At 65.1% G+C, this 17,619-nt stretch carries 22 protein-coding genes and 1 pseudogene; 10 read left to right on the top strand and 13 right to left on the bottom strand.

The annotated features are described in order from the left end of the window. The first annotated feature begins 77 nt into the window (after positions 1–77). Positions 78–1,733 (top strand): fumarate hydratase, encoded by a 1,656-nt coding sequence (locus P6U28_RS19825; RefSeq protein ID WP_122402447.1) that lies wholly within the window; start codon positions 78–80, stop codon positions 1,731–1,733. A gap of 253 nt (positions 1,734–1,986) precedes the next feature. Here P6U28_RS19825 and P6U28_RS19820 read toward each other — a convergent pair whose 3' ends face one another. The 6 genes from P6U28_RS19820 to P6U28_RS19795 form a co-directional block, all read right to left on the bottom strand. After that, positions 1,987–2,901 (bottom strand): SH3 domain-containing protein, encoded by a 915-nt coding sequence (locus P6U28_RS19820; protein WP_129145428.1) that lies wholly within the window; start codon positions 2,899–2,901, stop codon positions 1,987–1,989. A gap of 117 nt (positions 2,902–3,018) precedes the next feature. Beyond that, positions 3,019–3,315, bottom strand: a complete 297-nt coding sequence (locus tag P6U28_RS19815; RefSeq protein ID WP_122402448.1) for a hypothetical protein — start codon at positions 3,313–3,315, stop codon at positions 3,019–3,021. Between the two features lie 104 nt (positions 3,316–3,419). Beyond that, entirely contained in the window at positions 3,420–3,974 is a 555-nt protein-coding gene (locus P6U28_RS19810) for an inner membrane-spanning protein YciB (protein ID WP_209296525.1), read from the bottom strand. A 12-nt stretch (positions 3,975–3,986) separates the two neighbouring features. Further along, positions 3,987–4,562 carry a hypothetical protein gene (locus P6U28_RS19805; RefSeq protein ID WP_129145416.1) on the bottom strand — a complete coding sequence of 192 codons (576 nt, stop codon included), beginning with the start codon at positions 4,560–4,562 and terminating at the stop codon, positions 3,987–3,989. Positions 4,563–4,637: 75 nt separating this feature from the next. Then, the gene (locus P6U28_RS19800; protein ID WP_122406572.1) at positions 4,638–4,901 is read right to left on the bottom strand and encodes a hypothetical protein; all 264 of its coding nucleotides are present in this window, start codon (positions 4,899–4,901) and stop codon (positions 4,638–4,640) included. 121 nt (positions 4,902–5,022) lie between these two features. After that, positions 5,023–6,420, bottom strand: a complete 1,398-nt coding sequence (locus tag P6U28_RS19795; protein ID WP_129145415.1) for a carotenoid oxygenase family protein — start codon at positions 6,418–6,420, stop codon at positions 5,023–5,025. A 104-nt stretch (positions 6,421–6,524) separates the two neighbouring features. Between P6U28_RS19795 and P6U28_RS19790 the strand changes: the two genes are divergently transcribed. Continuing rightward, positions 6,525–7,253 carry a TetR/AcrR family transcriptional regulator gene (locus tag P6U28_RS19790; protein ID WP_122402450.1) on the top strand — a complete coding sequence of 243 codons (729 nt, stop codon included), beginning with the start codon at positions 6,525–6,527 and terminating at the stop codon, positions 7,251–7,253. Between the two features lie 13 nt (positions 7,254–7,266). Here the strand turns inward: P6U28_RS19790 and P6U28_RS19785 are convergent, their stop codons facing one another. Continuing rightward, positions 7,267–7,872, bottom strand: a complete 606-nt coding sequence (locus P6U28_RS19785; RefSeq protein WP_162500208.1) for a hypothetical protein — start codon at positions 7,870–7,872, stop codon at positions 7,267–7,269. Between the two features lie 164 nt (positions 7,873–8,036). Here P6U28_RS19785 and P6U28_RS19780 point away from each other — a divergent pair, with 164 nt between their 5' ends. Continuing rightward, on the top strand, positions 8,037–8,597 hold the full coding sequence (locus tag P6U28_RS19780) for an SET domain-containing protein (RefSeq protein WP_122406574.1): 561 nt from the start codon (positions 8,037–8,039) through the stop codon (positions 8,595–8,597). A 224-nt stretch (positions 8,598–8,821) separates the two neighbouring features. Here P6U28_RS19780 and P6U28_RS19775 read toward each other — a convergent pair whose 3' ends face one another. Together P6U28_RS19775 and P6U28_RS19770 are read right to left on the bottom strand one after the other, a co-directional pair. Then, positions 8,822–9,220, bottom strand: a complete 399-nt coding sequence (locus P6U28_RS19775; protein WP_122402451.1) for a hypothetical protein — start codon at positions 9,218–9,220, stop codon at positions 8,822–8,824. Positions 9,221–9,249: 29 nt separating this feature from the next. Further along, positions 9,250–9,480: a hypothetical protein gene (locus tag P6U28_RS19770; protein WP_174221571.1), complete on the bottom strand. Its 231-nt coding sequence runs from the start codon at positions 9,478–9,480 to the stop codon at positions 9,250–9,252. A gap of 101 nt (positions 9,481–9,581) precedes the next feature. Here P6U28_RS19770 and P6U28_RS19765 point away from each other — a divergent pair, with 101 nt between their 5' ends. Continuing rightward, positions 9,582–10,403: a helix-turn-helix domain-containing protein gene (locus tag P6U28_RS19765; RefSeq protein ID WP_122402453.1), complete on the top strand. Its 822-nt coding sequence runs from the start codon at positions 9,582–9,584 to the stop codon at positions 10,401–10,403. Positions 10,404–10,483: 80 nt separating this feature from the next. Continuing rightward, positions 10,484–11,149, top strand: a complete 666-nt coding sequence (locus P6U28_RS19760) for a DsbA family oxidoreductase (RefSeq protein ID WP_407123038.1) — start codon at positions 10,484–10,486, stop codon at positions 11,147–11,149. Positions 11,150–11,155: 6 nt separating this feature from the next. On the opposite strand, the gene P6U28_RS19755 is transcribed toward P6U28_RS19760, so the two are convergent. Next, positions 11,156–12,325: a GNAT family N-acetyltransferase gene (locus P6U28_RS19755; RefSeq protein WP_407123037.1), complete on the bottom strand. Its 1,170-nt coding sequence runs from the start codon at positions 12,323–12,325 to the stop codon at positions 11,156–11,158. A 189-nt stretch (positions 12,326–12,514) separates the two neighbouring features. Between P6U28_RS19755 and P6U28_RS19750 the strand changes: the two genes are divergently transcribed. The 3 genes and pseudogenes from P6U28_RS19750 to P6U28_RS19740 form a co-directional block, all read left to right on the top strand. After that, entirely contained in the window at positions 12,515–12,943 is a 429-nt protein-coding gene (locus P6U28_RS19750; protein WP_122402455.1) for a YeeE/YedE family protein, read from the top strand. A gap of 5 nt (positions 12,944–12,948) precedes the next feature. Continuing rightward, positions 12,949–13,416 (top strand): DUF6691 family protein, encoded by a 468-nt coding sequence (locus P6U28_RS19745; protein ID WP_122402456.1) that lies wholly within the window; start codon positions 12,949–12,951, stop codon positions 13,414–13,416. A gap of 14 nt (positions 13,417–13,430) precedes the next feature. Further along, a pseudogene (locus P6U28_RS19740) lies at positions 13,431–13,571 on the top strand (carboxymuconolactone decarboxylase family protein); the annotation flags it as partial. A 74-nt stretch (positions 13,572–13,645) separates the two neighbouring features. On the opposite strand, the gene P6U28_RS19735 reads toward P6U28_RS19740, so the two are convergent. Beyond that, positions 13,646–13,978, bottom strand: a complete 333-nt coding sequence (locus P6U28_RS19735; RefSeq protein ID WP_122402457.1) for a hypothetical protein — start codon at positions 13,976–13,978, stop codon at positions 13,646–13,648. A gap of 104 nt (positions 13,979–14,082) precedes the next feature. Beyond that, entirely contained in the window at positions 14,083–14,487 is a 405-nt protein-coding gene (locus P6U28_RS19730; RefSeq protein WP_122402458.1) for a hypothetical protein, read from the bottom strand. A gap of 151 nt (positions 14,488–14,638) precedes the next feature. Here P6U28_RS19730 and P6U28_RS19725 point away from each other — a divergent pair, with 151 nt between their 5' ends. Both P6U28_RS19725 and P6U28_RS19720 read left to right on the top strand, forming a co-directional pair. Beyond that, a complete protein-coding gene (locus P6U28_RS19725) occupies positions 14,639–14,863 on the top strand; it encodes a hypothetical protein (protein WP_122402459.1) in 225 nt (74 codons plus the stop codon). 10 nt (positions 14,864–14,873) lie between these two features. Then, positions 14,874–16,910 carry a pyrroloquinoline quinone-dependent dehydrogenase gene (locus tag P6U28_RS19720; RefSeq protein WP_407123036.1) on the top strand — a complete coding sequence of 679 codons (2,037 nt, stop codon included), beginning with the start codon at positions 14,874–14,876 and terminating at the stop codon, positions 16,908–16,910. A 123-nt stretch (positions 16,911–17,033) separates the two neighbouring features. On the opposite strand, the gene P6U28_RS19715 is transcribed toward P6U28_RS19720, so the two are convergent. After that, positions 17,034–17,498 carry a PaaI family thioesterase gene (locus P6U28_RS19715; RefSeq protein ID WP_407123035.1) on the bottom strand — a complete coding sequence of 155 codons (465 nt, stop codon included), beginning with the start codon at positions 17,496–17,498 and terminating at the stop codon, positions 17,034–17,036. Between the last annotated feature and the right edge of the window lie 121 nt (positions 17,499–17,619).

The raw sequence follows: 17,619 nt of genomic DNA, 5'->3' as shown, positions 1-17,619 counted from the left end.
CCCTTTGCGGCAAAAAAGCTTAGAACGCTTCTATGCTGAGAGGCCCGCCAGGGCCGCAAAACCCCGAGATTTGCCCCATGAACGCTCCCACCGCTTTCCCCGACCAGTCCAAGCCTGTTCCGCCCTACAAGCACACCCCGCTGTTCCCGCTGGGCAAGGACGAGACACCCTACAAGAAGATCTCGTCCGAGGGAGTCAGGGTCGAGAAGGTCCTCGGCAAGGACATGTTGGTGGTGTCGCGCGAGGCGCTGCGGGCGCTGTCGGAAGCGGCATTTGGCGACATCAACCATTATCTGCGGCCCGGCCATCTGAAGCAGCTCCGCTCGATCCTGGAGGACAGCGAGGCGAGCCCGAACGACAAGTTCGTCGCGCTGGACTTTTTGAAGAACGCCAATATCGCCGCCGGCGGCGTGCTGCCGATGTGCCAGGACACCGGCACCGCGATCATCATGGGCAAGAAGGGCTGCAACGTCATCACCGACGGCGACGACGAGGCGGCGCTGTCCGAAGGCGCGCGCGATGCGTATCTGCGCCGCAATCTGCGCTATTCGCAGGTCGCGCCGCTTTCGATGTATGAGGAGAAGAACACCGCCAACAACATGCCGGCGCAGTGCGAGATCTACGCCGAGGGCGACGACGCCTACAAGTTCATGTTCATGGCGAAGGGCGGCGGCTCCGCCAACAAGAGCTTTCTGTTCCAGGCGACGCCCTCGGTGCTGACCAAGGACCGGCTGCTCGCTTTCCTCAAGGAAAAGATCCTGACGCTGGGCACCGCGGCGTGCCCACCCTATCATCTCGCCATCGTGATCGGCGGCACCTCGGCCGAGCTCTGCATGAAGACGGTGAAGCTCGCCTCCGCCCGCTATCTCGATGCTCTGCCGACCCACGGCTCGCCTGATGGCAACGCCTTCCGCGACATCGAGATGGAGAAGGAAATCCACAAGATGACGCAGTCGCTCGGCGTCGGCGCGCAGTTCGGCGGCAAATACTTCTGCCATGACGTCCGCGTGATCCGCATGCCCAGGCACGGCGCTTCGCTGCCGATCGGGCTTGGCGTGTCGTGCTCGGCCGACCGCCAGGTGCTCGGCAAGATCACCAAGGACGGCGTCTATCTCGAGGAGCTCGAGCACAACCCGGCGCAATATCTGCCACAGGTCGAAGAGTCGCTCGGCGGCGAGGTCGTCAAGATCGATCTCAACCAGCCGATGAAGGACATCCTGGCGACGTTCTCGAAATATCCGATCAAGACGCGGGTCTCGATGACCGGCACCATGATCGTCGCGCGCGATAGCGCCCATGCCAAGCTGCGCGAGCGGCTGGAGAAGGGCGAGCCGCTGCCGGATTATTTCAAGAACCATCCGGTCTATTACGCTGGTCCCGCCAAGACGCCCGAGGGCTACGCCTCCGGCGCGTTCGGTCCGACCACCGCGGGCCGCATGGATTCCTTCGTCGACCAGTTCCAGGCCGCGGGCGGCTCGATGGTGATGGTGGCCAAGGGCAACCGCGCGCCGGCCGTGCGCGAGGCCTGCAAGAAATACGGCGGCTTCTATCTCGGCTCGATCGGCGGCGCCGCGGCGAACCTCGCCGAGCACTGCATCAAGAAGGTCGAGGTGCTCGAATATCCCGAGCTCGGCATGGAAGCGATCTGGCGCATCGAAGTCGTCGACTTCCCCGCGTTCATCATCATCGACGACAAGGGCAACGACTTCTTCAAAGAGTTGAATTTGGGCTAGCTGCTCCATCCGCGCTCGTGTGCGGACGATGATGCCCGTGCCCTAACAATCGTCATGCCCGGGCTTGTCCCGGGCATCACGTTCCTGGTGCGGCGAAGAAGACGTCGATGGCCGGGATAAGCCCGGCCATGACGGCAGGAAGCTGCGACGTTCTAAAGCATGATCCGGAAAAGTGCGAAGCGGTTTTCCGGAAAGATCATGCGTAAACAACAAGCTAAAGCGCGATGACGATTCATCCAAATCTCATCGCGCTTTAACTGCAATTCGTGACTTGATTCGAGCACAGCGCGCGCCACCAGCCGCGGACGCCATCGTGGCTCTCGACGAGACCCCAGAAGCCGCTGCAGGCCAAGATGCGTTTCGGTCCGCCGTCGCCATCAATCGGTCCGCCGAGTTCGCGTTGTGCTGGCGTCCATTTGGCATCGATGAAAGGCGCCTGGAACAGCCCGCCCGCGCGCGTGTAGCCATTGGCGTAATTCGCCCCGACCTTGTTCGACGCGACCCAGCCGCGTCCGGCATAGGGCTTTGGCGCACTGCGCGGATATCGCTTCTCGTCCTCGTAGTCCTTGCCCGGGGGCCTCGCGCCTTCGATCAGAAACCAGCCGCCCTTGAAACCGATGATGCGGAATTCGGTGAGCCAGCCGCCGTCGGGAGTGTTCTCGGCGCCGCCAAGCTTCAGCCGGTAGGGCGGCGGCAGAGTGCCGAGCACACGCGCCGTCGCTGACGGCTCGGCGCGCACGTTGAGGCCGTTGGGATCCTTGTCGATGGACCAGGCGCCGAGACTGCAGGGCTCGGTGCCATCAGGGAGCGTCGTGCGCCTGCCGGCGAGCTCGGCGTGCAGCTTTGCGAAATCGCTGTCGTCGTCATCGCGATCGTTGCGCGGCTTGATCTCGGCTGACACCGCGCGTGTAGCGTCGGGTGTGAGCGTGACGACGAGGGCCTGGCGCGCCGCGAACACGCTCGCCGGTGTCTTCGGATCGTTCGATGTCGCGGGATAGACGGCGAGATAACCGGTCGAACCCTCGGTTCGGTAGGCGGTGCCTGCGATATAGCCTGCCGGCACCATGGCGAGCGCACTTGCGCGCCACGCCGGTTCGGTGTCATCGGCGCGCGCGGCTTGTGCCGCGACAGACAGCACCGCCGCGGCGATGAGACGGAGCGGGCGCATCATGGGGCGCGCGGCGTTAAAGCGCGATGAAATTTGGATGAATCGTCATCGCGCTTTAGCTTGTTGTTTACGCATGATCTTTCCGGAAAACCGCTTCGCACTTTTCCGGATCATGCTTTAGGCCCGCGCGCCCGTGAACGGGAAGCTGCCCATCGGACCGATGCCCATCTCGCCGCTGATGCTGTCGCCGGAGACCGTGCCGGTGAATTCGAGCGTCAGCGGCATCGGGTTGGTGATCGAGACCTTCCAGGAGACGTTGTTGCCAGAGACGGTGCCGTCGAAGATCTCGGCCGTATTACCTTCCGCGCCCTGCGTGCCCGTGAGTGTGCCGTCCGCAGCGGTCAGGCTCAGCGTCGCCTGGCGCTCGCCCATCGGCGTCGTCATGGTCAGATTCCAGTTGCCGTCTACGGCCATTCCCGTCTCCCGAGCAAATTTCGGCGGTCCGCGACCATCCACGGCCGTCCTGAGCGAGCCTATAGCTCAACTCGCAGTTCCTGCCCAACCCTGCGATAGGGCATTTAGGCGCGGGCGGCGGCGCGCCGCCGGCTGGTGACGACGAGCCGCAGCACCACATACTGCACGGCGAAGGCCAGGATCTTGGCGCCGCCGGCAACCACCGTGATGTAGAACGCCCACAGCTTCAGATCGCCCGTGGAGGCGACCACGATCATGCCGACGCCGATCACGAACATCAGCCCCGCCCAGACGTAGCCTGCAGCCGTGACATATTCCGGAACTGTATCGGCGACGATCGGCGGCATGTAGCGCAGCATCCAGCCGCGCTTGAGCATGATGAGGCCGATCGCGAAATGCGCGATCGAGGGTTTTGCCAGCATGAAGCGCGGATCGTTGGTCAGCAGCGTGACCGTGCCCAGCACGACGACGAGCGCGAGGCTCGCATAGGTCATGTAGTTGAGCGGCTGCCCCTTGACGCGGGCGTAGATCACCTGCGCGATCGCTCCGGCGATCGCCACCGACGTCGCCAGGATGACGTTGTCGGTGATGAGATAGACGGCCAGGAAGACGATAGCGGAGAGGAAGTCGGAGGCGAGGCGGGCGAATACGTCCTTCATCATCGATCCTGTTCAGCGGGCGTCGGGAAGAGCGCGGGCGGGCGTACCGTACTTGATCTGGCGATACTCGGGATACCACTTTGTGAAGTAGATCGCACTGTTGCGGGCGGCGAAGGCGACCGCAAGGCTCGACCAGAGCGGCAGGCCGGGGACGTAGAGCAGCACGAGATTGGCGGCCGCCATCAACAGCGCGGCCGCGGTCCACGCGCCGGTGATGATATAATTGGCGCGGAGAAAGCCGGGCATTGCCGCCGTCTCGGCCGGTACCGATTCGAGCGCATATTGCAGCGTGAAGGGATGGCGGACCAGCATCGAGCCGAGCGAGATCAGGAAGATGCCGATGTCGACCAACAGCTTGATGCGGAGCGTGTCGATTGCCGGGTCGAACAGCGCGAGGGAGAGGCCGATCGCGGCGAACATGACGGCCGAGCCTACCGCGAGGATCTTCACGGAGCGGCCGCGCACCACATCGATCGCGACGGTGACAAGACAGATCGCGCTGGCCGCGAACACGCTGATCATGGCCGAGGTCACCAGCGTCAGGAAAGTGAAGGCGCCGTAGGGCGCGAGGATCAGGAAAATCGTCATGGGCGCCTCGGTCATGCCAATCTTTACGATGTAAAGATCAATAATTCAGAGGCGAAGCCGGGTCAAGCGAAATCTTTACAGTGTCAAAATAACATAGGTAACTTCCAAGAGATGAAGTGCTGCAACGGCTTGGTCGGACACTTCGTCGGCCAATTCCGCCCAGGGCAGGCGCGACAGGAGTGGCAGCGCGGCGGCGGCCAAGAGGCCAAGGCAGAGCAGGACGCCGCCGTTGAAGACGACATGGCGGCTCCGCCGCAACCGGATCATCTGAAAGGCGAGTGCAGCGCCGGTCAAGGCGAGGACGGCAAGGCAGTCTGCGAAGATCGAGGGCATGTGCATGGAAAAGTCCTCTTTCGTCATTCCAGCGCGCGCGTCAGCGCGAGCATCCATCGGGCAGCAACACGTGTCGCGAAATGAATCCCGGGCTCGCGGCAATTGGCGCGCCACGGAATGACGGGAGCTACCCGGCTCCCACCCAATTGCCGTGGAAGCCGTCGGGCACGCGGTGGCCGAGCTGCACCAAGGCGGCGGGGCCAGCCTCGATGTCGGTGGCATTGAACACGGCGAGGTCGCTGCGGTTTTCCCGCGCGCGCCAGATCACCGCGAGCAGCCAGCCATCGCCCTCGGCCGCATCTTTCGACCGCTCGACGAACACCGGCTCGGAGATGGTGTCGCCGGCCGGCAGCAGATAGTGGCCGAGCCGCCTGCCATTGCCGTCGACATGAACGATGCCTGAGAGCGCGCCGAACATCGGCAGCTTCGGATTGGCGCAGGCGTACCAGCCGTGACGGCTCTTCAGCCCGGCGCGACGATCGTCGATACGCGGGAATTCGCCGGTGAGATCGTCGAGATATGTTTGCTGGAAACGGTCGGTATTGCCTGAGAGATCGAAGGTCCAGCGGCAGTGGCGCGCGCGCGATTTTTCCGGATCTGTCGGCCGGCCGTCGGGATGCGGAAACAGCGGCGCCTCCTCGAATTGCATGACGTCAGCGACGATGCGGTCGCCGTCCTCCCACGCATTCATGACGTGGAACACGTAGCAGGCCTCCGCACGAAACCAGACGATGTCCTTGGCCGTGCCGCTGCGCTTCATCACCCCGACATAGGCACCCTTGTCCGGCTCCCAGGCATAGGGCGGGCGTCCGCTCATCGCGCGCTCCATGCTGCCGGTGATGGGCAGGATGGGAAACAGCACATGGTTCGCGGTGACGATGAAGTCGTGCACCATGCTGGCATAGGGGGCCTCGAACCGCTCGAAGCGCGTCGCCTTGCCGGAGGCGTCGATCGATCCGTAGGAGAGAGCGGGCGTCAGCGGACCTGCGGCGTTGTAGCCGAAGAACACGAGCTCACCGGTGAGGGGGTCGATCTTCGGATGCGCGGTAAAACTGCCGGCGACGCGGCCCAGATAGTTGTGATAGCCGCGCGTCGCCAGCGTGCCCGGCTCGATCTCGGTCGGCAGATGCGCTTCTTCCAGCGCCAGCAGCTTGCCGGCATGGAAGAGGATGTTGGTGTTGGCGACGCCGCCGTCCGTGAGGTTGGCAGGGGCGTCCGGCAGCTTGCGGCCGAAGCCGCCGAACAGCGCGCGGCCGGCGTCGTGCTCGGCGAGCCATTTCGGCGTGCGGACCCAGCGGTTGCGATAGCTCGCACGTCCGTTCTCGATATGGAAGGCGTGCAGCATGCCGTCACCGACAAACCAGTGCGCGCCGGGCGAATCGAACTGCGGATTGGGGCCGTTGCGATAGAGCGTGCCGTTCAGCTCTCGGGGCAATTCGCCGACGATCTTGAGGAATGGTGCGTCAGCCTCGAACGGGATCGGCGCGATATTGTTGCGGCGCTCGGTGATGGCGTCGTGCTGCACGGCGATCCCTCCTATCTTTACATCGTAAAGATCGAATAGAGCCGATCGCGGCGTCCGTCAAGTGAAATCTTTACACTGTCAATATTGCGTCATATAGCTTGCAAATGGCCAAGACCGACACCAAGAGCGAAACGGCGCGAAGCTCGCGTACCCCCAGAAGAACGATCTCGACCGCGGCATCGCATCCGCCACGCCGCGCGACGAGCGCGAAAACCGAGACGCCGTATCATCACGGCGCCCTGCGCGAAGCGCTGCTCCTGGCCGCCGAACGCGTGCTCGAGCGCGATGGGCTTGCCGGCCTGACCTTGCGCGCGGTGGCACGCGAGGCGGGCGTCTCGCATGCCGCACCGACGCACCATTTCGGCGATCTCACCGGTCTGCTCAGCGAGCTTGCGGCGGTCGGCTTCCGCCAATTCAACGCGGCGATGGCGTCGGCCTGTGACACCGCGACCACGCCGCTGGAACGCGCGCTGGCGCGGCCGAAAGCCTATGTCGCCTACGCGCAGGCCCATCCCGGCATGTACGGCATCATGTTCCGCACCGAGCGCCTCGATTATTCCAGGCCGTCGCTGCACGAGGCGGCCGAAGCCTCTTTCGCCGGGCTTGCGAATGCCATCGCCACCATGCGGCAGGAGCGGATCAGCGGCGATACGCTGACGCTGGAGCAGGGCGCCGCGATCGCGCGGGCCTGGTCGATGGTGCATGGCTTCACCATGCTGCTGCTCGACGGCCGGCTCGAGGATATTTTGCAGCGGCTGCCGGCAGGCACCACGGCGGAGCAGCTTCTGGAGGCGATCTTGAAGTCGACGGTCGCCGCGAAATTTCCGACGTAGGGCCGCTGCTCGCTTAGTGCATGGTCGCCAGCTCGACCGCGCGGCCACGCGTGCCGATGATCATCACCTCGTCCTTGCCGCATGTGAAGCTGCGCGCCAGTTCGTCGGCCGCCTTGCGCGCGAGCTCGTTGGCATCAGCATTGGCGGCGGCATCGACATAGGCGACGTGGCAGACCGGGCCCGGTGGTAGCCGTGTCACGACCAGCATGGCCTTGGTGTTCGGTCTTCCCTCCTTATCGGGATCGGCGTTGTCGGCGATGTGCCAACGCTGGATCATCGCAAACGGCTTTGCGCCGGCCGCGCGCCATTCGACGGTGGTCTCGGACGAATTGAACGGCGCGAACCAGGTCTTGGCCGCCGGTTCCTCGGCGGCTTGCTTGCGATTGCGGCCGACCGACACGGTCTCGCGAAGATCATCCTCGGCAATCAGCACCGTCAGACCGTCCTTGCCCGGACACACCCGCATGGTGCTGCCGTCGAGCGTGCTGGGCTTGCCGATTTGGCGGCAATCTTTTGGTGCCGTCGAGGTGTAGGTGCTGCCCGCGGATTGGGCGCCGGCGCCGTTTAGGCCGACGCAAGTCATCAAGACAGCCAAGCCGGTGCTGACAATGCGGTTCATATGCGGCTTTCGATGCAGCGGGAACTCGGTACCATCAGACGTCTTGATTGTGGGCAAGGTTCAAACAATGACAGGATATACCTGACAGCGGCGCGGAATCGTTCTAGAAGAGCGGCTTCGCTTTAAGCCGATCCGGCCTTGTTCGCGTTCTCATTCCCTTGATCATGCCAGTCACCTCCAACAAACCTTATCGCGTCGGCCGCTCCAAGACCGGGCTCGGCCTCTTCGCCACCAAGCCGATCAAGAAGGGCACCCGGATCATCCGCTATTTCGGACCAATCCTGGACTCGCGGATTCCCGAGCAGGACGAGATCGAGAACAAATATCTGTTCGAGCTCAACGGGCGCTGGACCATCGACGGCTCCGTGCGCAAGAACCTCGCCCGCTACATCAATCATTCCTGCCGGCCCAACGCCGAGTCCGACGTCCGCCCACGCGAGCGCAAGGTCTATATCCGCGCCATCAAGAACATCGAACCGGGCGACGAGATCAACTACGATTACGGCACCGACTATTTCAAAGCCTATCTGAAGCCGATCGGCTGCAAGTGCGACTCCTGCGAGAAGAAGCGCAAGAAGCTCCGCGCCGAAGCGCGGGCCGAACGGGCCAAGGTGAAGGCTCGCACCGAGCGTAAGGCGACCAAGAAGGCGTCGACAAAAACGGCGAAAAAGAAGAAGCTCAACGGCCACGCCGTCGGCAAGCCCAACGGCCGCGCGCGGGGGTAGCCCGCGCTTGCACTTCTAGCTCCGCTGTCATGCCCCGGCTTGCCGCCTTCGCTAAAGCTCCGGCGTGCCGAGCACCTTTGTGGCCCGGCGTAGCCTTGGCGGACACGGGACCAGGGCATCCAGTACGCCGCGGCTTCTCCGCGTATGACTACGGCCTCTGGAATACTGTCGTCGCCCGGTCGAGCCGGGCGACGGCAGCGCGTGATGAGGGGACGAGCGGGGTCTCACGCCGCCACCACATCCGCGCTCTTCCGCAATCCCAAAAATTGCAGCTCCGCAAACACGCCGGTCGCGATCGCCTGCGCCACGACCACTAGCGCGCCCGCAAGGTTCGGCGACACCGCGCCAGAGAGCAGCAGCGCGATGCTGCCGACCGTCCAGGCCCCGTTGCCGATCACGACCAGCAGGATGAGAGGTTTCGCCACTGTGGCCCGCGAGGCGAGCCAGCCCACCAGGGCGGTGTAGGCGATCAGGAACAGGCCGGTCTCGCGCAGCAGCGCTTCGGGCAGATTGAACAGCATTGCGACCGCGCTCGCGCCGAAGGCGAAGCCGAGAGCGGCAACGCCGCTGAAGATGGCGTCGGCGAGCAGGGCACGGCGCAGGAAGATGGATGCGTCGATCATCGTAGGTCTCCTTTGGGCTGGGGTGGAATTCAGTGCCGTCCGCGCCACCATGCGCGGAGCAGGCGGGCGAGGCGGAATGGGCAGAGGCTCTTTCCGACGCCGTGCTCGAAAGCGATGACCTGCGCGAGGACATAGTCACCGGTCGAATGCACCAGCGGCTCGGGCATGTTGAGGCTGCGCGCCAGCATCCGGGCTGCGAACGCCATGGCCCAGGGCAAGACGTGGTCTGCGACGGTCCGATAGAGCAGCAGCGCGATCATGGGTCTCTCCTGTTGCGACCCAGGATGCGCGCGCCGGCGCCCCATTTCGATTACCTCGTGGGTAATGGAAGGACCGAAATCCGCATGTTAGGTTTTCGGTCATGAACGCACATGCATCCACGGCACGGACCGAACGCAGCCAGCCGATCCATATCGGCGATCACCTGCGCGAATGGCGGCAGCGCCGCCGCATGAGCCAGCTGGATCTCGCGGGCGAAGCCGAGATCTCGGCGCGGCATCTGAGCTTCGTCGAGACCGGCCGGGCCGCGCCCTCGCGCGACATGGTGCTCAGGCTGGCCGAACGCCTCGACGTGCCCCTGCGCGAACGCAACGTGCTGCTGGTCGCGGCCGGTTACGCGCCGGCCTTCCCGCAGCGACCGCTGGAGGATCCCGCCTTGAAATCAGCCCGTCAGGCGATCGACCTCGTCTTGAAAGCGCATGAGCCCAATCCCGCGCTTGCGGTGGACAGGCACTGGAACCTCGTCTCCGCCAACCGCATGGTGGCGCCGCTGCTCGACGGCATCCCGCAGCATCTGCTCGGGCAGCCCTTTAACGTGCTGCGGCTCGCCTTCCATCCCGAGGCGTTGGCGCCGCGCACGGTCAACCTCGCCGAATGGTGCGGGCATCTGCTGGAGCGGCTGCACCGCCAATGCGAGGCCACGGCCGACCCGGAGCTGATCAAGCTCTACAACGACTTGAAGAGCTATCCCGTCCCGGCGCGTTCGGCTCCGCTGTCGAGCGACAATGTCGCCATTCCATTCAAGCTGCGTCTTGGCGGGGAGATACTAAGTTTCTTCTCCACCACCATGGTGTTCGGCACGCCCGTGGATATCACGCTCTCGGAGCTGGCGCTGGAGACGTTCTTTCCAGCGGACGAGCGCACCGCCGAGCGGCTGAAGCAGATCGCGGCAGCCATGACGTAGCGCCCTCATCCGGCGCCCTTGCCTCGGCACGGGTTCGGCTTATGTTTGGGCCAACCTTTACCGCCAAGGAGGCGCCTGACATGAGCACGCTGAAGCCGCTGCAGATCGACGTCGTCTCCGACGTGGTGTGCCCCTGGTGCTACATCGGTAAGCACCGCATCGAGAGCGCGCTGGCGCTGGTGCCCGACGTTCCGGTCAAGCTCAACTTCCGTCCGTTCTTCCTCAATCCCTGGGTGCCGCGCGAAGGCATCAGCCGCGAGGAGTATCTCAGGAAGAAGTTCGGCTCGGTCGAAGCCTATAAGGGCATTGCCGGACGCGTCGTTGCGGCCGCGGGCGAGGAGGGCCTCGTCTACAAGCCCGAGCTGGTGGCGCGCCAGCCCAACACGATCGACTGCCATCGCCTGATCCTATGGGCGGACGCGATCGGAAAGGCGCCCGAGATGAAGCAGCGCCTGATGGAGCTCTATTTCCGCGACGGCGGCGATCTCACCGACGTCAACGTGCTGGTGCAGGCGGCCGCTGATATCGGTCTCGGCGCGGAGGTTGTGCGTAAGCGCCTTGCCACCGACGAGGACGTCGCACGCGTTTCGGCGGACGCGCAGGAAGCCGCCGAGAAGGGCATCTCCGGCGTGCCGACTTACGTGTTCGCGCAGAAATACGCCGTCTCCGGCGCTCAGGATCCGAACCTGCTCGCCCGCGCCATCCGTCAGGTCTCGGAAGAGATCAACGCGCAGGCGGCGGAGTAGTTTTGGCTATTTGCGGAGCCGACGGACCACGCGTCGCGCGGTCTGGTGCGCGGCGTTTAGGCCGAGCAGCGCCGCATGAATGAGCGTCACCACCGGATCGTGCCGCCGCAGCGGGATCAGCACGTCGCCGATCGCGAAGCGTCCGCGCCAGATCGGGTTGATCATGGGGTGGTCGGCGCTTGCCGTCGAGTCCGCGCTGGCGATGGCGGGATCGGCGCAGAGATGGCGGGTGAGGTCGAGCGTGAGCTGCACGCCCGGCGAATATTTCGCGAAGCGCTCGTCGATGCCGAGCTTGAAGAAGAAGGCGCGGTCCTGATGGCGCAGCACGATGCCGCTGGCGACCGGCGTCGTGCCGGCGCGAAGCGTGACGATCTCGCACTGCGCGGTTTCTGCCAGCGCCGGCACGGCGCGACGGATGAAGGTCGCATCGCCCGCGTGCTGGACCAGCGCGGTACCGCGCTTGCCCTTCCAGCCGCTGGCTTCGAGCTGCAGGAAATTTTCGAGCGCCCGTCCGATCTCGCCGGAGCTGCGCGCAACCTCGAACGCGACGGGGCCGTGCTCTTCCAGGCGATGGTGCTGGCGGCGCAGCTCCTTGAGCTTCTTGGCGCCGAGCGCGTCTCGTAACAGCGTTTCGCCATCCTGCGTCGCATCGAGGCTGGCACGGATATAGGAGCTGAGGATTCTCGGCTTCAGGCCGTCGCGGTTCAGGATCTGCTCGAGCGCCTTCATCGCAGCGCCGTCGAGCGCGACGTCGTTCAGCACGAGCGCATGCGCGCCGGCCTCGCGCGCCTGCTGCAACAGATGCGTGGCCGCCTCCAGCGGAGCGTCGCGGTCGAGCAGCGGGCTGCACAGCGTGCCATAGGGATGCGCGCTCACCAGCGCGGGCAGGGGAATCTTCCAGGCGCGCCAAAGCGAGATCACCGGCATCAAGCCGATCAGCCGGGTCGAAGATCCGTCGAATGCAGGCAGCGCCGAGGCATCCGTGCGGCCGCCCGCGGTTGCGCTGACGGCGAGCTCCCAGGCGGGCAGGTAATATCCGTTGGGCTCGATCGCGCGCTGTGCAAGCGCGCGCCATTGGCCGGTATCGACTGCGGCAAGCGGGATGCGCGCGGGCGCGGCTCCGGCGTGCCTTGCCGATGCCGGATGGATCGTCGCCTGCTGCGCGGTGTCGACCACGTCCCGTTGTCCCCAAGCACGCGGACCAAGCCCGTGCTGCCTAGTCATGCTTAGCGCAAAGAATGGAAAATACAGTTGGGACGCTGCTTCAATTCGAGTGGTAATATTAATGTCTCGTTGGCGTCCGGCTGGCAGATCGGCAGTTGGACGATTGATGCGCAGGATCGCTTCTCGACCCGGAGGATCTAGATGATCGCCACACCTTTCACACCGCTGGCCTCACTTCTGGGCGGCGCGATGATCGGCCTCGCCGCCGTTCTGCTGATGTGGGCTACGGGGCGGATTGCCGGGGTCAGCGGCATCGCGGCTCGACTGTTTCCGCCCTATGAGGACCGCGAATTCGCCGGACGCCTCGCCTTCGTCGCCGGTCTCGTCGCCGCGCCCGTGCTGGTGCGGCTCGTCACCGGAGACCTGCCGGCGCAGACCATCGCGGCGGGGCCGGCCGTCCTGATCGTTGGCGGATTGCTGACGGGCTTCGGTTCGGTGTGGGGCAGCGGCTGCACCTCGGGACACGGCGTTTGCGGCTTGTCGCGGCTGTCGGTACGCTCGCTGGTCGCGACCATGACCTTCATGGCGGCCGGCATGGCGACCGTCTTCGTGATGCGGCACTGGAGCTGATCGCGATGGTAATCCTCGTTCAATTCGCGATCGGGCTGATCTTCGGTGTCGGCCTCATCGTCTCCGGCATGTCGAACCCGGCCAAGGTGCTGAACTTCCTGGACATCGGCGGCATTCCGGCGGGGACATGGGATGCGAGCCTCGCCTTCGTGATGGCAGGCGCGGTGGCTGTGACCTTCATCGGCTTCAGCCGCGTCCTGAAGCTCGCGCGCCCGTTCTTCGCCGATCGATTTTATCTGCCGACACGGCGAGACATCGATCCCAGGATCGTCGCAGGTCCCGCGATCTTCGGCGTCGGCTGGGGATTGGTGGGCTTCTGTCCGGGACCGGCGCTGACCGCGCTCGGATTCGGATCGCTCTCCGCGGTCATCTTCGTTGCGGCGATGTGCGGCGGCATGGTGCTGGCCCGTTTCATTGCTCACCTGCCGCCAGTGTCTCGCTTCGTCACGCCGGCCGATCCGCTAGAAACCTGAACGACAAGAGCTAGCTCGTCAGGCTCGGTGCGACGCGCCAAGAGATCGAGGAGACGCTCGGCATGGTCGTCTACATGGGCGGCGGGCCATCGCTGTATGCCGCCGACGCGATCGCGGCCTACGAGCAGTTCCAGCAGCACGCTGTGCCCGCCTGACGCTGGTCAGACCGCGCACGTGAACAGGACCGGGCGAATCCGCCCGGTCCCGCTCATCATTCATCTTGGAGCGACTACCAGCGATCGTCGCCGACACCGACGCCCACGCTGACGCCCGGTGCGCGAATGCCGACACCGCCGCGCGGACCGTCGTCCCAATCGCGGTAGGTGCGGCGCTCGTAGTAACGGTCGCGCGGCATCGTCGCGTAGGAGTCGCGTACGATCACGCGCCCGCCGCGGCGACTGCGATAGCAATTGCCGGCATCGTCACAGACCAGCCGCACCTGCTGGACGAGATCGGGATTGGTGTATTCGCTGCTGGTATAGATATCGGAAGCCTTCGCCCCCGAGGCGGCTGCCAAGGCACCCACGCCCGCCAATAGCGCAACAGTCAACGTCCTCATCATGTCCTCCTCGAATCTGCCCTCGGCGGTAACAAGAAGGGCAGGCGGTGATCGTTCCCGGCCAGGACGCTGGTTTTTCCCGGAACCGCATCGTCAAGGGCAGGTTCCTAGATCGGCTCGTACGTCTCGGTCCCGCAGATGTCGTCGGCTTCCGCCCGCCGGCGGTCCACGACCTTCCCGCCGTTGATGGTCACGATGTAGGTCTGAGCGCCGAGCGGCGAGCCGGTCGCGGAGGTGAGCTGCGCGCGGACGCAGGCCGTCCAGCCCGGTCCTCGCACCTCACGATGGGGCGGCGCGACGTGCACCTCGCGCGGATAGGACGTTGCGAGAAAGACGACGTCGATCTGCTCGCGCACCACGCGCTTGACGTCGGGAGGCGCCTCGGGCGGCGGCTGCTCCGCCTCTTTCATGCGCATGAACTCCGGCACCGGCGCGCGGCTGTCGGCAAAGCCGCAGCCAGCGAGCGCAAGGGCGCCGGCGAGCAGCGCCGCATGAACAACAATCCGCAACATCCGTGGAGGCCCCCTGCGGGCCAACACATAGGCACGAATGCGATCCGGCGAAGTCCCTGCCGATCAAGATTTGCTGAAGCCTTGGAGCCCGCGGCATTGCTATTCCGCGATTGCCGGCTAGTTTGTGCCCCAGATGAGGGGGATTGCACCAATGAGGATTCTGGTCATCGCGGCCGTGGTCTTGGCACTGACAGCGGCTTCGGTGCAGGCGCAGGGCCGGCGCCAGCCCAGCGACGGAGCCAAGCCGGCGGACACCACGCCCAAGATCGACGAAAAAGCCTACAAGGCCGCGCTCGAGCGCATTCCGGAGCCCAAGGACAAGTACGACCCGTGGGGCGGCGCCCGCCCAAGCGAACCCTCCAGGAAGCCGAAATGAAGTGATGTGGATGTTGCGGACCTGCCTGTGGGGTTCGGCCGCGCTCGCACTTCTGTTGTCTGTAGTGCGGCCGTGCTCCGCCTGGGAGAGTTGGGGCGGCGATATCGGCGGCTCGCGCTTCTCGCAATTGCGGGAGATCACGCCGGACAATGTCGGGCAGTTCGTCCGCGCCTTCGAATTTCACACCGGCGATCTCACCGCGCGCCCGCCTGAACTGATGCGGCGGACCAAATTCCAGGCGACGCCGCTGTTCGTCGAGGACAGCCTCATCTTCTGCTCCCCCTTCAACGAGGTGATCGCGCTCGATCCCGGCACGGGTGCGCAGAAATGGCGTTTCGATCCCAAGATTGCGACCAATCAGCGTCCTGCCAATCGTTATGTCTGCCGCGGTGTCACCTACTGGGTCGATGATCAGGCGCCTGCGAATGCCGCCTGCCGGTCGCGCATCTTCATGGGCACCAACGATGTCCGCCTCATTGCGCTCGATGCGAAGACGGGAATTCCCTGTACTGATTTCGGCAAGGGCGGTGAGATCAAGCTCGAGATCGACATGCAGCTGGAATGGCCTGGCGAATTCCAGATCACCTCGCCACCGGCCACCGGCCGCGGTATCGTTGTGGTCGGCTCCGCGATCGGCGACAACCGCCGTGTCGACGCGCCGAGCGGCGTCGTGCGCGCGTTCGATGCGCGCAGCGGTGAGCCGCGCTGGACCTTTGAACCGCTCCAGCGCGACGGCATTGAAGCCGGCCACGCCAACGTCTGGGCGCCGATGTCGGTCGACGAGACGCGCGGGCTCGTTTTTCTGCCGACGACCTCGCCGTCACCGGACTTTTGGGGCGGCAGGCGGCGGGGCAACAATGAGCATGCCAATTCGGTGATCGCGTTGCGCATCGAGACCGGCGAGCTGGTGTGGGCGTTCCAGACCGTGCATCACGACGTCTGGGATTACGATCTGGCGGCGCAACCGACGCTCACGCGCGTCGACACCGGCGAGGGGCAGCGCGATGTCGTGATCCAGCCGACCAAGCAGGGCTTTGTCTTCGTGCTCGACCGCGACACCGGCAAGCCGGTCTGGCCGGTCGAAGAGCGCGCGGTGCCGCAGGGCGGCGCGGAAGGCGAGGTGCTGTCGCCGACGCAGCCATTCCCGACGCATGTGCCGGCACTGATGTCGCAGACGATCTCGCCCGATGATGCGCTCTCGCTATTGCCGGGCCTCGGCCGTTCGTCATGCGAACGTCAATTCGCGGAAGCACGCAACGAGGGTCTGTACACGCCGCCCTCGGTGCAGGGCACGCTGGAATTTCCATTCACCGGCGGAGGTGTGAACTGGGGCAGCGCGGCCTTCGACCCGGTCAATCAGATCCTCTATGCCAACACCAGCCGCGCCGCTCATCTCATCAGGCTGATCCCGCGCGCTGAGGCGGCCGGATTCAATCCGCCGCCCGGTCACGATTTTGGCCAGCAGCGTGGCGCGCCCTTCGCGATGTCGCGTGCAGTGGTGATGTCGCCGCTCGGGCTGCTCTGCAACAAGCCGCCCTGGGGTGAGATGGTCGCGGTCGATCTGAGGGCCGGAAAGATCCTCTGGCGTTCGACCGTCGGCACCACCGAGGATCTGGCGCCGCTCGGGCTGCCGCTGCCCTGGGGTGCGCCGCTCGTCAACGGGCTGGCGGTCACCGCCGGCGGGCTCGTCTTCACCGGCGCGATGGACGCTTACTTGCGCGCCTTCGATGCGCGCAGCGGCAAGGAGCTGTGGCAGGGCCGGCTGCCAGTGCCGGGCGTCGCCAATCCCATGACCTATTTCTGGAAGGGCGAGCAATATGTCGCGATCGGCGCCGGCGGCCATTCCGAGGCAGGCACCTCGATCGGCGACAGCGTGGTGGCGTTCCGTCTGGCGCGCGCAGGCGAGGCCCCGTCGCTCTGGTCGCGTACGATCGATCGTCCAGGCGGACGATTCGTTGCGGGTTCATCATTGATCACGCTCGCGATCATCACGCTCGTGATCGCAAGTCTGCGCTGGCGCCGCTCTCGTCGTACCACGCAATCATGATCGTGTTGTGCATGTGATGCGAACGCTCGTTCACATCGCGAATGCTTCCTGTCCCGACATGATTGCATCGAGAGCCGCGCTGCGTTTTGCGCTTCCGCGGTTCTCTCATTTTTCAGATCGCGTTCACCCCGGCAGCATCGCGAACGCGCTCGACACCATCGCGACCGGCTTGTTGTCGGCGGCGGAGAGCAGCGTAACACGGCCAAAGCTCATGGTGCGCCCGAGCCGCACCACGCGCGCGTCCGCCAGCACGTCCGTTGAAGCGACCGCGCGCATGAAATGCGTGGTCTGGTCGACCGTGGTCATGGGGCGGTAGCCGCGATTGGCGGCGAGGATCGCGATCACCATCGCGGTGTCGGCGAGCGCCATCAGGGGCTGGCCGCAGACCACGCCGCCGTTCCGGCACAGTCGCTCCGAAAACGGCATGCGCAGCAGCGCCCCCGGTTGCCAGTCCGCTACGTCTGCCGGCTGCGCGTGCTCGATGCGCTCGACCGCGAGGTTGAGGTCCTGGACCCAGGGCGCAAAAACCTCGCCGAGGATGCGTCGGGCGTCGGCGAGGCCGAACTCGGCTTCTGGCTGCATTTGCATTGCTGTCGCGCTCTCCTGTGTTGCCGGATGTTTAGCCTCATTGTGCGCCCATCGGCGCGGCAAAGTCGCGCCGGCCCCCTCGGCTTGAAAATGCCTGACTTGGCCCGGTATGATGCCTCGC

This window comes from Bradyrhizobium sp. STM 3561 (assembly GCF_045571455.1).
GTDB lineage: Bacteria > Pseudomonadota > Alphaproteobacteria > Rhizobiales > Xanthobacteraceae > Bradyrhizobium > Bradyrhizobium vignae.
Note: the sequence above shows the minus strand (reverse complement) of the source record. Positions and strands in the feature narration are given on the sequence as shown.